Genomic DNA, 14,058 nt, shown 5'->3' with positions numbered 1-14,058 from the left:
AGATGCAACTCGATCACCGGCTATTCGAAGCTCATCAGTATGCGTTGATCAATCCACTCCAGATCGATCGACGTATCGCCAAGCTTTGGCCATGCGAACCCATCGTTCCCAAGGAGCTCCTTGGGCAGAAGCATCTTCTTCCCTATCTAATCAGACTGGAAGAAATTGAGCCTGATGCGCGTCTAGCGGCACTTGATGAAACTGTGCACTACGCACGCGATCATGACCGCATCCCATTCTCGGCGTTGCTGAAATGCAATGCCGACAGTCAGCGAGTCCGAAATCACTTGGCTCGTATGATGGTGAGAAAATTTGATGGTGAGAAGATGCTATTCAGATACTACGATCCTCGTGTCTGGAACGCGCTGAAGTGGATTCTCTTGTCGTCGCAGCTGGATGCATTGCTTGGTCCCATCAATGCCTGGACCGCAACCGTGGACAAGGGCGCGCGGTGGCAATCATATGAAAACAGTGGTTGTAACAAGGATGGGATGCATCTAACGTCCGATCAGCTGTACGCGATTTCCTCGTTGGCTTCTGTTAACAGGGTGATCGATCGGTTGCATCGAGAGGGTGGGAGCATTGAGGGTGCTGGGCTTTCGAGACGTGTCTTTGACGAGATGGAGAAGGCCGGCGAGTGCGGGCTGACAGACCCTGACGATAAGGAAGCGTATGCATTTGCTTCAGTATTTCAATCACCCGAAGTTCATAACACGCCGCGGTATCAAGAGGCTCTTCGGATCGCCTGCTTAGAGCCTGGCGCGTTCCGCAGTGCCGTCAGCGACCCCTCCGACGAAGAGGTGGATGAACCTTCATTGGAGCAGACAGAACAAGGAGCTTGGCAGCATGGATAAGAGGCCGACACAGTCGTGTGACCCCGCGAAGAAGTGTGATGTCTGCGATCAGGTCGGCTTGCCGATTCTTCCGATCAGATACGCCATCTGCCGTTCAGACGTCAAGGAAATGTGGCAAGGGCCAAGGCTGGGAGGAGGGTTTGGAAAGGATGTGGCCAGTGTCACCCTTCCGGCCAGTGAGGCTCACTACACGTTGCGACTTGCCCGCCAAGGGTATCTTTATGTATTCAACGAGATCCGTGGCGAATGGAAGGGCTATCAGATCACCAGCGACTCCTATCTCTTGGAGTTCGATCCGCATGCGGCTCCTCCACCGCAGGAAGAGTTTCAACCTACATGCGCGCGAATGGCCGATTCGCAGGTGGCCCGCTTCGTTATCATCCCCGACCCCAAGCGAGCTGGAAAAGTTTGGTTTGGCTTCTCGGAGGCTCCATGGACGAAAGAGATCATGGAGCGAAATCGGAAATCCAGCGAGCGCAAGAAGCACATGCGCTGTATTGATGTCCAGATGTGGCTCAAAGGAAAGTCGCTGGATCACGTGGGAAGTGCGGCTGACGCCCCCTCCATGGTCAGCGAGTTCAAGTTTGGCAAGAGGGTAAAATCCGAGTCTGAAGTGAAGATCCCTATGCTCCCCTCGAGTCCGCCACCGGCTGCGGACCCTGGGAAGCCTCGAATTGTGGATCGTGCAGTTGAGACGATCCTCGAAGTCGTTGATGTGTATGCTAATCCTGGCTTTTCGTTCTCCTTTGCGCCTTTTTCAAGGTGTAAACAGGATGTGCCAGGAATGGAGGCATGGCTTCAGAAGAGCTCTTTGTCTGCGCGTCCGATGATGGTTGCGTTGAATGATCCCGCAGGAATAGCGCAGGAGCTTTCCGCACTTATTCGGCAGAAGACCCGAGAGTTCGAAGAGGAAGATGACAGGGGGTGGAAGCATGCAACCTCAGTGGCGATCCGCGGAATCCGGCAGGCAATTGAGGATCAGGCGGCCGCAGAGAAGCTGAGCTCCGTACGTGCCAGCGCGTACACCGGGCGCGCGGCGATGGAGCTGTATGCGGCGGGAATCACTAAAATGCGTGAGGAGTTGACGGCCGAAGAAGACAAGAGGGCCAGAGACTCCGCATGGGATCGCTACCGTGATGATTACAGCCAGCAAGCGCTTGATAGGTTTGACAAAAGCCTCATGCCGGAAATGGAGCGATACATCGCTTCGCACCTGAACCCGATTGCCCAGAGTTTCGTTCGCTGGTACAGGAACGACGATTTCAGGACTTGGCTGGCATGTAATCACCTTGATGAACTGTCATATAGTTCAATGAGATTGACGGAGATCGTCGATAATTCGCTTGAAGGGGTTGTTGGATTTGACTGTGTGCAGGCTGCGCTTCTGGAGGATCTCGCTGGTCGTTTTCAGGACATCAAGAACTGCACTGTTCGAGCGTTGACGCTCAATGACAAGATCGCGGCGGAGGTTATTGAGAAGCAATCCAAGACATTCTTGAGCAATTCAGATAACCCCGGTGCTTGGTCCAACATATTCAAGGCATATGCTCACGTCCTCGATCGAGGAGGTAGCAAGCCCCAGGAACTGCAACAGGGGTTAGGCCTGGTTGCAGGTCTTGTCTTCAAGACGTCTGGGATGTTTGTTACAGCCCTAACCAAGGCAGGATCAACTGTCGCAAAGGCAGGCATCAATATCGCTATTTCTACGGCGACGAGGAACAATCTGGTCGGCCTGCTCGGTGTTCTTTCGGGTAAGCGCATTCAGAGGGTCGGCATTCGTGCCTCGGAGCGTGAGATGGCGCACTTTCTGGTGGAGGCGCTCAGCGAGGGACAATCTGGTGTCAACAAGCGGGAGCTGAGGGCCCGTGTTGATCAGCATCTTCGACAGGAGCTCAGTGAGCGCAGTGGCGCAAGAGTCGCGACAGGCGATCGAAATGCGCGCGGCAGGAAGGTCTTCGAGTGGGCCTTGTTCTGGGATAAGGAAGCGATGGCAGCCGTCCGGAATGGACAACCGGGGGCTATGTCAAACATGCTGATGAGCGAAGATCAGGTGAGGGTCCTGGTGAGGAATCGCGCCGCGCAGTACACCGCTCCACGTGTGAGTTTAGACGTGCGTCTGGGGGTTGTGGGGCTGGTGCTGGACGCTTGGAATGTTGCGGATTCCTACGGCAAATTGGATGACGAAAAAGAGGGGCCGGGTGGGCGTCGCGATCTTAATCTAGGCGCCGCGCTTGCCGGCTTTGCGGGGACCAGTGTCGAGTTGACCGGGTTGGCTCTGGGCAAGTCGATGTGGGGGCGTGCCGCACTGTCCTCAGAGATTCGATTTGGCGCACTTCAAGCCTCCACCCGGGCGGGAATGGTAGGGTTCTTTGGAAAGCTGCTTGGGGCTGTGGGGGGTCTATTGGGCGCGGTAATCGACGGGTGGAAGGCTTATGACGCCTATAAGCGAAATGACGTTCCGATGGTTGCGTTTTATACCGTCACTGCGGTGTCAGGAGCGGTTGTCGCTGTTTTGATGTTGGCTGGCGTGATGACCGCTGGCGTGGGATTTATCGTGCTTTTGGTTCTGGGGCTTATCAGTATGCTCGGCGAGTGGCTAATTAATCTAATTCGGGATGATAAAATTGAGCGTTGGCTTGATATGACGCCATTCGGTGTTCATAACCATGGCTCGTTTGACTCGGTTGACGCACAGGTGGACGCATATAATGCAATGCTTCCCGCAGGAGCCTGACCGATGAGCCAGTTCGCAGGTTGGCTTGGACAGCGATACCGTAACAATCGCTCCTTGACGGATTACGAGATCGCTGCAGATGTTCGAAAATTCGATTCGTCAGGCGTCACGCCACTTGATCAGGGGATCGTGTACCTTGATGACGACTACATTGAGTACGTCGACCGCCATTTCCTCTATCGTGGCTGGGGCGCGATGTGGGGGTGCGTGATCCTCGGTCTTGTATTGGTTTTCGTTCTGGCATTTGTGTATGCAACTCTCGCGATGCACGCCGAGGGAAAGTCCATTAGTTCTGAGATGACGATCACGGTCGGCGTCCTCTCTGTCCTCATGCTCGGTTTCGCTGCCTTCACCTACCGGATGCTTCTTGGTAGAGATATATTCAGATATCAGTACTACCCCATCCGATTCGATAGGCGTGAGAGGAAAGTCCACATCTTCGCAGGGGGGCGAAGGGGCGTAATTTCAGTGCCATGGTCAAGTGTCAATTTCGTCATTGGGAGGGACAAGCCTCTTGGGCCGGATGAAGGTGCCACGTATGACCTGCGTGGATTGGTCATGAAGGGAGATCAGGTCGTCCATACCTTTGCAGTTGGTTCGGATAGCGGGTCCAATCCTGGCATCACGCTCGCACATTGGGAAATGATCAGGCGCTTCATGGAGGATGGCCGCTCTGCACTTCCGTTTCCTCCGCTTCAGCTGTACACATCGGTGGCGCCAACGTTGCGAAATGCATTCATCATCCATGTGTCTTCCGCTGGCGCGGGACTGATGTGGATAGCGCTGCCCGTTACATTGCCTTGGGCGCTATTCCGTTTCCTGACAATGAAATTGTGCCGCAGGCCAGTCTGGCCAGTGGGGGTGATCAGGCGCGAGGTATCTGACGACTCGGGCGCGGCTCCGCTCCGTGCACCCGTCGTATACGGACGCGTAAATCGCGTGGAAGGTCGTGCCGATGAAATGGAGCGCTTCTGGAAGGACTCGATCACGGCAGCCAAGGCCCGTAACGATGGGATTCGTCAGCAGCTGCAGGCAACCTCGTTGAATGCGTGAAGTGGGCGTTGGATGCATGGCGTGGCATTCTCGCTCAGACGAGTGAGCGAGGATCACGGATGTACAGCGGCTGGATGCGCAGTTTCCCGACGGATCGCTTTCTCTCGGCACAGGAGAGCGCCTCGCGTTTCGATCCTCGGATCGCCGAGGATGTCGCACCTGACGAGCGTGCGTCGTTGGTTCATTTCAACTCGACCTACATCGATCTGATCGACCGAAGGTTCCGCCTGCGCGGAATGGTCTCGACCACCATGGTCCTGCTGGGGACGCTGGCCCTGTTCCTGTTCGGTTTCTTCCTGCTTTTCACGCTGGTGATCCCGAACCTGGAAGGCGACTTCTGGGACTGGGTGATGTACGCCATGGTCGGCGTGTGCGTGGTCGGTGCCCCGGTGCTGTTCTGGCACACGACGCTGCGCTACGAGTTCTTCACCTATGTCTGGTATCCGACACGGTTCAACCGGCGCAACCGGACGGTCTACTTCTTCACGGGTGGGGAAGAGGGCGCTGTATCCGTGCCATGGGATGGGGCCGTGTTCTACATCGGGCAGGGGACCAGCCAGGCGTTCCTGCGCGACCTGCGCTGCAGCATCCTCGAGGATCGGGTGATCAAGCGCACCTTCGCGGTGGGCCATTACTTCGACGACGAACAGAAGATCCGCGGCATCTGGGAGTTCATTCGCCGCTACATGGAGCAGGGGCCGGCAGAGGTGGTCGATACCATCAAGGGTCGCCAGATGAACCTGTCCGTGACGCCGTCATGGCGCAACTGCTACCTGTTCGTGGTGGCCAGTCTCGGTCCCAGCTTGCTGGGCGCGCGCTTCATCCTGATGCCCTTGCTGCTGCCCTTGGTGTTGTGCCGATGGTTGGTCCTTCGATCCTGCCGCGCGCCCGTGTGGCCACAGTGGGTGGAAGACGAGTGCGCAATCGATGCCAACGATCCTCTTCGGCTCGTGGAACCCGAGGTGATGGCGCAGTTCGAGCCGGATCGGCGTCCGCTCTGAGCGGGCCTCTGCGGCAGCTCCCTGCCTGCGTCAGCAGGCAGGGCTCGGGATCACATCGCCGGGCAGGCCGGATCCTTGCCGCTCACCGCCGCACAGATCCTGCGCCGGCAGTCCACGCCTTTCAGTGACGTAGGGCTGGGGCAGCTGCGCAGCTGCGCCTGGATGTTGGATTCGGTCGAGGCGGACTTCTTGCTGGCCACGCGCTCGAATGCGGCGCGCTCATCTTCGGCGCGTTTGCGCTGGTCTGCTTCGATCTGGGCGATCAGATCATCCATGCTCTGAGGCTGGGCCTTGGCTTTTGCCTTGGCCTTGTCCTCTTCCTTGATGATGCCGAGCAGGGTGCCGAGCAGATTTTCATCGCCCTTGCCTGCGGTACCGGCGGCGCGACTGCTGCGTTCACCCGGCTGGGCGCCCCGTGCCCGCGTCGTTGCAGCGGTGCCGGTGGTTGCGGCAGCGCCCGCAGCAGCGGTTGCCGCGTCAGCGGCAGGCGCGGGTGGGCTCCCGGTGGTGGCCGGCAGCGCCGGCTCAGTCGGAGAAGCGGGCGCATCGACGATCATCGCGGCACCTTCACCCGGTGCCACCGACGGGGCGTCCGGGTGCCCGGTCACATGGCCGGTGTCGGGTGTCAGTGAATACTCGGACGGGTCGCTGTAGTCATTACTACCGGACAGACCCCAGGCGGTCAGCCCGGCGATGACGACCACGGCACTGGCCAATGCCAGCCACAGGACCGTACGGCGTTTGCCGCTGGACGGCGCGCGTGCGGCACGTGGCGACGCGGTTGCCTGCCGGCCCTCCATGTCTGCCAGAATACGGCCCGAATTCGGGGCCTGGCCCTTTGCCTGCGCTCCCCCTGAGAGCAGACTTGGCCGATTGATTCCGCCATTATTCAAGTGCATCCAGCCCTTGGTTTGAGTCGGCAACTGCCGAAGCGAATTTGCGCATTCTTAGTGAAAGCGGTTGGGGCGTCAACCAGATCGCGTGTCAGGGAGGACCGGTGTTGCCAATCGTGGTTGCTGCCATTGCCGTCGTACTGTTGGTGGCTGGTGTGTGCTGGGTACTGTTGTTCCCCGAGACGGTCGAATCGCTGCGTCAGGCGATCGCGAAGCGTCTGGGCGGATTCCGTCGTCGGGCGGGGCAGGTCGGTGACCGGGTCGGCCACGGCGCCACCCGCGTGCGCAGTGGGGTTCGTGAAGAGGTCGGAGCCGTGCACGGCGCACTGCGGCGCCACTGGCTCATTCTGGTTGTCGCCGCAGCGTTGCTGCTGATTCCTCCAATTGTGATATTCGTCACGCGGCAGACCGTGGTGCTGGAGGATTTCAGGGGCGATGATCTGGCGGAATCGAGTTCGATGGTCGCCCAGCTGCTACGCGGGGAGCGGCTGACGCCGCCACCGCCGCCGCCGCCGGAGGTGTTCACCACTGCCGAAGTGCGTCGTCTGCGGCCTGAAATCGTCACGGCTGATCGCAAATGGGGTCAGATCGATCCCGATCTGCAGCAGCGCGTGCTGGCCATCTATGAGGTGATGCGACGCCAGTACGGTTACGAAATGGTGCTGATCGAAGGCTATCGCAGTCCGCAGCGGCAGGCCGAACTGATGGCGGGTGGCAAGGCGACCCGGGCCGGTGCCTGGCAGAGCTGCCACCAGTATGGCCTGGGCGTGGACAGCGCACCCATCCGCGATGGCAAGCTGCAATGGGACATGGAAGATCCGTGGACCCGGCGTGGGTACTTCCTGTACGGCGAGCTGGCTGAACAGGCGAGCCTGGACTGGGGCGGAAACTGGCGGAGCATCAAGGACTATGTTCACGTGGAAATGACGGACCGCTGCCGCGCCGCCCGGGTAGCAAAGCGCGAGGAACTGTCCCGTCAAGGGTGATAACCGCACGGCGGTACTGGTATGGTTACGCCGATGGCCTGCGTCGTCGGGGGAACCGGGGGGCGATGGAACGCCGGGTCACACATGGATCAAGGAGCATGATGGATGGCACGACCGTTTATCGTCGTCGGTGACCCGCTCAGCCACGGAGGGACCGTGGTGGCGGGCACCGGACAGACCGACATCAATGGCAGGCCGGTGGCGCGCGTCGGTGATCGTGCGTTGTGCGCCGTGCATGGCGCGACCACGATTGTCAGTGGCGACGCGACAGTGCTCATCGACGGTCAGCCGGTGGCGCGCGACGGCGACCGCACCGCGTGTGGAGCGACGCTGGTCGCTTCGCAGGCCATGACCGGTCTGCGTTGACCTGCGCGGTCGACAGGAGCAGCGCATGGAGCAGGGCAACTGATGGCAGGATGGCTGGGCAAAGCAGCTTCGGTGGTGATGATCTTCGTCTCCACCTGGGGCGCGACGATTCTCTACTGGCGCAACAGCGGCACGGTACCGACCGGCATGCAGATGCTGGCCTACCTGGGCCTGCTGCCGGTCGGCCTGAGCGGTGCCGGCTTCATGCTGCGTGGCGCCGCGCGCCGTGGCGTCGATGCGGCGCTGGACAAGGCTGCGGCCAACGATGGGGAGCCGGTCAAGGGCAAAGGCGAAGCCGTCGCGACGAAGGTGGTGCCGCCGTCGGTGGCGTTGATTGCCGGTGGCCTCAGGCTGGGTGTGGATCTGGATGCCCAATCATGGCTGGCTGCTGCCGCTGCGCCGCCGCGTCCCACGCTCGATGGCCGCTTCCGCGACAACTACAACCTGCCGGTGCGCATGAGCGCGGCGCAGGACCTCGATGAGTTCCTGGTGCTGCAGGCCCGTCAGGACGGCATCGATACCGCAGCCCACGAACGGCGTGCGCTCGCCCTGCTGCAGCCGGTGCTGGAGGAACTGCTGGAGGCAGCATCCGCGGCGCTGCCGGAAATCATCGCTTCCGAGGAAGTGGTGGTGGCCGGTCTGCGGCGTCGCGACGAACAGCGCGTGGAGAACGTACTGAGCGTCGAGCTGATGGTGCCGGGCAGCTGGTCCGATGCGCTGCGCCCCTGGGTGCAGACATGGCTGCTGGAGCAGGCGCGGATGGCAGGCATCGATGCGCGCCGCTTCGATGTCCGGGTCACCTCGCTGGACGGCGCACGCGAGGTGTGGCCGCACCTGCAACGGGTGATCGACGCACTGGATCAGGGCGAGCCACGCTGGCACCTGCTGGTGTCCGCGTCTTCTTCGATCGATGCCGGCATCGTTTCCTCATGGCAGTCCTCCGGTGTGCTGGCAACCGCACAGAGTCCGGATGGCCGCATACCGGGCGAGGGTGCCGCCGGCGTCCTGCTGGCGAGCCGGGGCGTTGCCCATGAAGGCGACGCGCGACTGTGGCGCCCGCAACTGGTACGCGCCGAGCAGATCGAGGCGACCCGGCCGGCCGAACAGCGCCGTCAGCTGGCGACGCTCGCTGCGCAGTGGCAGCAGACGCTGGGTCTGGAGGGAGCACAGGCCCAGTTCGTGCTGCATGATGCCGATCACCGGGGCGATCTGATGGTCGATGCCGCCGCCATCACGGCGTCGCTGGCTCCCGACCTGGACTTCAGTCCGCAGAGCCTGGCGCTGGCGATCAGCGCAGGCGAACTGGGCCCGGTGCTGCCGTTGGCGCAGCTGGCACTGGCCCGCGCACAGCTTGACCGCCAGGCCGAGCCGGTGCTGTTGCTCGGCGTGGCCGACAACCAGCAGCGACTGTTCGGCCTGGTCGACCCTCTTCCTTCCCCGACGCAGGCGGCCGATGCGCCGTCGGCCCCCTGACTTCCTGGATCCCTGCATGAGTTTGAGCAATTTCAGCTACTACCTGCGCGACTACCGTCTCTGGATGGTGCTCGGCCTGGTCGGTGCCGCTGCGCTGGCCCACTACGGTGAGGCCGAAGCACGGCAGATCGGCATCTGGGTGGCCATCGTGCTGGCCGGCCTGCTGGTGCTGGCGCTGCTGGTCTGGATCGTGAAGCGGATCCTGGCCCGTCGCGCGGCCAAGCGCGTGGAGGCGATGGTCAAGGATGAGGCGGACAAGGCGGTAGCCACCGCTCAACCCGCCCAGCGTGCCGATACCGAGGCGCTGCGCACGCGCATGATGGACGCGGTCAAGCAGATCAAGTCCTCGCGGATGGGCGTGCTGAAGGGCAACGCCGCGCTGTACGAGCTGCCGTGGTACGTGATCATCGGCAATCCGGCTGCGGGCAAGAGTACGGCCATCCTCAATTCCGGCCTGCAGTTCCCGTTCGAGGACAACCGCGGCAACGTGGTGCAGGGCATCGGTGGTACCCGCAACTGCGACTGGTACTTCACCACCAACGGTATCGTGCTCGACACCGCTGGCCGCTACTCGGTCAGCGTCGAGGACCGCATGGAGTGGCTGACCTTCCTCGGCCTGCTGAAGAAGAACCGCCCGCGCGCACCGATCAACGGCGTGATCATCGCCGCCAGCCTGGCCGAGCTGTCCGGCAGCAAGCCGGAGTTCGCGATCGAGCTGGCCAAGAACCTGCGCCAGCGCGTGCAGGAAATCACCGAGCGGCTGGAAGTGTTCGCGCCGGTGTACGTGCTGTTCACCAAGGCCGACCTCATCGCCGGTTTCAGCGAGTTCTTCCGCAACCTCGATCCCGGCGAGCGCGAGCATGTGTGGGGCGCGACGCTGCCGTTCGACGTGCATCAGCAGGGCGACGCGCTGGCGGCATTCGACAGCCATTTCGACGAGCTGGCCGAAGGCATCAAGGAAATGAGCCTGACCCACATGGCGATGCAGCGTGGCCGTGAAGTCTCGCCTGGGCTGCTGTCGTTGCCGCTGGAGTTCGTCGGCATCAAGCCGGCGCTGCGCACCTTCATCGCTACGCTGTTCGAGGACAACCCCTACCAGTTCAAGCCGGTGTTCCGTGGCTTCTACTTCTCCAGCGCACTGCAGGAAGGGCGTTCGGTGCATCACGCGTCCGAACGCGTCGGCCGCCAGTTCAACCTGGAGCGCGGGTCCAATGTCGATGAGGCGCCGACCGGCCATACCGCGTTCTTCCTCAAGGACCTGTTCCGCAAGGTGATCTTCGCCGACAAGGAACTGGTCCGGCAGTATTCCAGCCCGCACCAGAACCGGCTGCGCTATGGCGTGTTCCTGGGCGCGGTGGGTGTGCTGGCGCTCGCGCTGGGCCTGTGGACCTGGTCGTACACCACCAATGCCCAGCTGGTGGCCAATGCCACCAAGGATCTGGATCAGGCCGTGCGCGTGCAGAAGGACCGCATGGACCTGAAGTCGCGTATCGATGCCTTGCTTCTGCTGCAGGATCGCATGGAGCAGCTGGACCGTTATGGCAAGGAAGGCGGCATCACCACCCATCTGGGCCTGTACCAGGGCACCGCGATCCGCGAGAAGCTGCTGCGTGAGTACAACCACGGCATGCAGCAGGTGATGCTGGCGCCGACCGTCTCCAATCTGGAGAACTATCTCGGCCAGGTGGTCGCCGAGCGCGACAAGCTCGGCCAGGGCGGCAGCGCTGCTGCCGAGAGCGAGGTGCTGTATCAGAACGCATCGCCAACCAGTACCAACGATGCGTACAACGCACTGAAGACCTACCTGATGCTGGGTAACCCGAAGTACGTCGAAGGTGCTCACCTGTCGCAGCAGCTGACCCTGTTCTGGCGCACCTGGCTGGAGGCCAACCGCGGCCAGATGAGCCGTGAGGAGATGGTGCGCGCGGCCGAGAAGCTGATGACCTTCTACGTAGCGCAGGCGGGCCAGCCCAGCTGGCCGCAGATACAGAACAAGGTCACGCTGGTGTCCGACACGCGTCAGGCGCTGGGGCAGGTGATGAAGGGGCAGCCGGCGATGGAGCGCGTGTACGCGCAGATCAAGGCACGTGCCGGCGCCCGCTTTGGAACCACCACCGTCGACAGCCTGGTGGGTGTGGAGCGCAACGGGCGCCTGATCAACGGCAGCTATGCGATTTCCGGTGCGTTCTCGCGCAAGGCGTGGGAAGAGTACGTAAAGGATGCGATCAAGGAAGCAGCCAATACCCAGCTGAGCACCACCGACTGGGTGCTGGGTACCACCGAGCAGAGCGATCTGTCGCTGGCCGGCAGCCCCGAGCATGTCTCGCGCGAGCTGGTGACCCTGTACAAGAACGACTACGCGCGCGAGTGGAGCAAGTTCGTGCAGGGCCTGAGCGTGGCCGAGTTCAGTACGTTCGACGAGGCGGTGGCCCGCATCAACAAGCTGGGTGATCCCGGCAACTCGCCGCTCCGTGTTCTGCTGGAGCGCATCAACGAGGAGACGGTATGGGACAACCCGCCGGCGCAGGCGCGTTCGAGCAAGGCGCGCAAGGGCTTCGTGGCCTGGTTCCAGCGCACCATCCTGCGCAAGGACCCGGCAGCGACGGCCGCCGCGCAGCCGGTGGGTCCGATCGGCAAGGCGTTCGAAGGCATCGCGCGGCTCACCAGTGAGCGCGGCGATCAGCCGGCAGTGATCACGGCCTACTTCGAGACACTGGGCAAACTGCGTGCGCGCCTGAATGCCATCAAGAGCCAGGGCGAAATCGGCGTGGGCACCCGCAAGCTGATGCAGGACACCTTCAGCAATGAAGGCTCCGAACTGAGCGCGGGCCTGGCGCTGGTCGACGAGCAGGTACTGACCGGGCTGGACGAGAAGCAGCGTGAAGCCCTGCGCCCGCTGCTGCTGCGCCCGTTGACCCAGACCTTCAGCGCCCTGATCCCGCCGACCGAAGATGAGGTCAACAAGACCTGGAAGGCGCAGGTCTACGACCCGTTCAAGGCACGCATCGGGCAGCAGTACCCGTTCAACCTCAACTCGGATGTGGATGCCGCACCGAGCGACATCGCCGGCATCTTCGGCGCCAGTGGCAGCATTGCCGCCTTCAACAAGGACGCGCTCGGCACGCTGGTGATCCAGCGCGGTCCGCTGCTGGAGACCCGCCGCTGGGCAGGGCAGGGTGTGAACCTGTCGGCTGAGCTGGTTGCCAACTTTGGCAACTGGGTGAGCGGCTCTGCCGCCGGCGCGGCGCAGGACACCACGATCTTCGAGATCCTGCCGTCGCCGGCTGCCGGCGCGCTGGAGTACAGCATCGAGATCGATGGCCAGGTGCTTCGTTATCGCAATACCCCGCCGCAGTGGACCACCATGCAGTACCCGAACGCGGGTCAGGTGCCGGGCGTGAAGATCACGGCGGTGACCGGCGATGGTCGTACCGTGGAGGTATTCAGTGCACCGGGCGCGAACGGCTTCAACCGCCTGATGGCCGAAGGCGAATACGAGCGCCTGGATGATTCCAGCCGTATCACCTGGAACGGCAATGGTGTGGCCGTGACGGTGGAAATGCGCATCGTCCGCCGGGCCGGCAGCGGCAGCGAGGGCGGCGGTGACTGGCAGCGTGGCCTGCAGCTTCCCGAGCGGGTGGCCGGTGGTACCCCTGCCGCGCCCGCGCCGGCGGCCACCGCGCCTGCTGCGGCGCAGACCACGGGAGGTGCGCAATGAGCCGCGTCGTCAGTGCCGGAGTTTCCTACTTCGGCAAGGTGCCATCGCGCGGTGATTTCGTCCGCGCGGCCGACAATCACCAACTGCTGGGCTGGCTGGACCGGTGGGCAGGCGAGAGCCTGGAACTGCTGAGCCAGAGCCCGGACTGGAAGCAGCGCTACGACGAGGCACCGGAGATCCACTACGCGTTCCTGGGTTCTCGCAGCAAGATGGTGCTGTGCGGGCACTTCCTGGCCAGCCGCGATTCCTCCGAACGCCGCTTCCCGCTGCTGTCCGCGCTGCGCCTGGATGCGCCGGAACCGCTGCCGTTCATCGGCCGCAGCCCGCTGGCGATGTCCAACGCCTGGTCCGGACTGGCCCGCCTGGCACGCCAGGCCTACCAGGAAAGCGACGCGGCGCAGGCGCTGGCGCAGCTGGCGGACGCACGTTTCAGCATCAGCACCGATCCCGGTGACTACAACGGCAGCTTCCAGGACTTCCTGGAGAGCACCTCGGTGGCAGACCTCGAGTCGCGCCTGCGCGATTCCGGTCACGGCGAGGTGGCGCTGCGACAGGTGCTGCCGGCACTGGGCCTGCTGTTGCAGCCGGTGCTCAGCGGGGGCGATGTCAACATCGACAAGGCGCTGGTGTTTCCGCTGGTCCGTGACCCGGCCTATCGCCCACTGGTGGCGGCATTCTGGCTGGATCTGCTGTCCAGCTTCGTCTCCCGCGGCGATTTCGAACTGGCGGTGCTGATCCGCAACGACGCTGCGCCGAGCATGATCGTCGGTTTCAACGGCGCCGACCGCCAGGTGCTGCGTGCGGTGCTGGACCCGGCGGAAGCCGGCGACTTCCTGATCCGGATCCAGCATTCGGAATGGGTGGACGACTATCTGCGCGGCGATTACAACCTCAACCGCTTCGGCAGCTTCCTCGACCGTGACGATCTGGCCCTGGCCACCGCACGCAAGCTGTTCGGCGAGACTTTCCTGGGAACCTGA

At 62.4% G+C, this 14,058-nt stretch carries 10 protein-coding genes; 9 read left to right on the top strand and 1 reads right to left on the bottom strand.

The annotated features are described in order from the left end of the window. Positions 1-2: 2 nt before the first annotated feature. From ACZLIF_RS12420 to ACZLIF_RS12405, 4 genes are read left to right on the top strand one after another with little or no spacing between them, the layout of a single operon-like run. Positions 3-854, top strand: a complete 852-nt coding sequence (locus tag ACZLIF_RS12420; protein WP_081284442.1) for a DUF4123 domain-containing protein — start codon at positions 3-5, stop codon at positions 852-854. Further along, on the top strand, positions 847-3,588 hold the full coding sequence (locus ACZLIF_RS12415) for a T6SS effector BTH_I2691 family protein (protein WP_128989169.1): 2,742 nt from the start codon (positions 847-849) through the stop codon (positions 3,586-3,588). Before ACZLIF_RS12420 ends, ACZLIF_RS12415 begins: the two co-directional genes overlap by 8 nt. A gap of 3 nt (positions 3,589-3,591) precedes the next feature. After that, positions 3,592-4,641, top strand: a complete 1,050-nt coding sequence (locus tag ACZLIF_RS12410) for a DUF6708 domain-containing protein (protein ID WP_128989170.1) — start codon at positions 3,592-3,594, stop codon at positions 4,639-4,641. An 8-nt stretch (positions 4,642-4,649) separates the two neighbouring features. Beyond that, positions 4,650-5,642, top strand: a complete 993-nt coding sequence (locus ACZLIF_RS12405) for a DUF6708 domain-containing protein (RefSeq protein WP_478462006.1) — start codon at positions 4,650-4,652, stop codon at positions 5,640-5,642. 50 nt (positions 5,643-5,692) lie between these two features. Here the strand turns inward: ACZLIF_RS12405 and ACZLIF_RS12400 are convergent, their stop codons facing one another. Beyond that, positions 5,693-6,442: a hypothetical protein gene (locus ACZLIF_RS12400; RefSeq protein WP_262218316.1), complete on the bottom strand. Its 750-nt coding sequence runs from the start codon at positions 6,440-6,442 to the stop codon at positions 5,693-5,695. A 197-nt stretch (positions 6,443-6,639) separates the two neighbouring features. Between ACZLIF_RS12400 and ACZLIF_RS12395 the strand changes: the two genes are divergently transcribed. The 5 genes from ACZLIF_RS12395 to tagF all read left to right on the top strand — a co-directional run bounded on the left by ACZLIF_RS12395 (position 6,640) and on the right by tagF (position 14,058). Beyond that, positions 6,640-7,521 carry a M15 family metallopeptidase gene (locus ACZLIF_RS12395; RefSeq protein ID WP_241685971.1) on the top strand — a complete coding sequence of 294 codons (882 nt, stop codon included), beginning with the start codon at positions 6,640-6,642 and terminating at the stop codon, positions 7,519-7,521. Between the two features lie 105 nt (positions 7,522-7,626). Then, entirely contained in the window at positions 7,627-7,887 is a 261-nt protein-coding gene (locus ACZLIF_RS12390) for a PAAR domain-containing protein (protein ID WP_053518398.1), read from the top strand. A 42-nt stretch (positions 7,888-7,929) separates the two neighbouring features. Next, positions 7,930-9,360 carry a hypothetical protein gene (locus tag ACZLIF_RS12385; protein WP_128989176.1) on the top strand — a complete coding sequence of 477 codons (1,431 nt, stop codon included), beginning with the start codon at positions 7,930-7,932 and terminating at the stop codon, positions 9,358-9,360. A 16-nt stretch (positions 9,361-9,376) separates the two neighbouring features. After that, the gene (gene tssM / locus ACZLIF_RS12380) at positions 9,377-13,078 is read left to right on the top strand and encodes a type VI secretion system membrane subunit TssM (protein WP_128989178.1); all 3,702 of its coding nucleotides are present in this window, start codon (positions 9,377-9,379) and stop codon (positions 13,076-13,078) included. Further along, positions 13,075-14,058 carry a type VI secretion system-associated protein TagF gene (gene tagF / locus ACZLIF_RS12375; protein ID WP_053518394.1) on the top strand — a complete coding sequence of 328 codons (984 nt, stop codon included), beginning with the start codon at positions 13,075-13,077 and terminating at the stop codon, positions 14,056-14,058. Before tssM ends, tagF begins: the two co-directional genes overlap by 4 nt.

This window comes from Stenotrophomonas sp. 2201_Sma, assembly GCF_056486685.1.
This window is presented reverse-complemented; position numbering and strand designations above follow the sequence as displayed.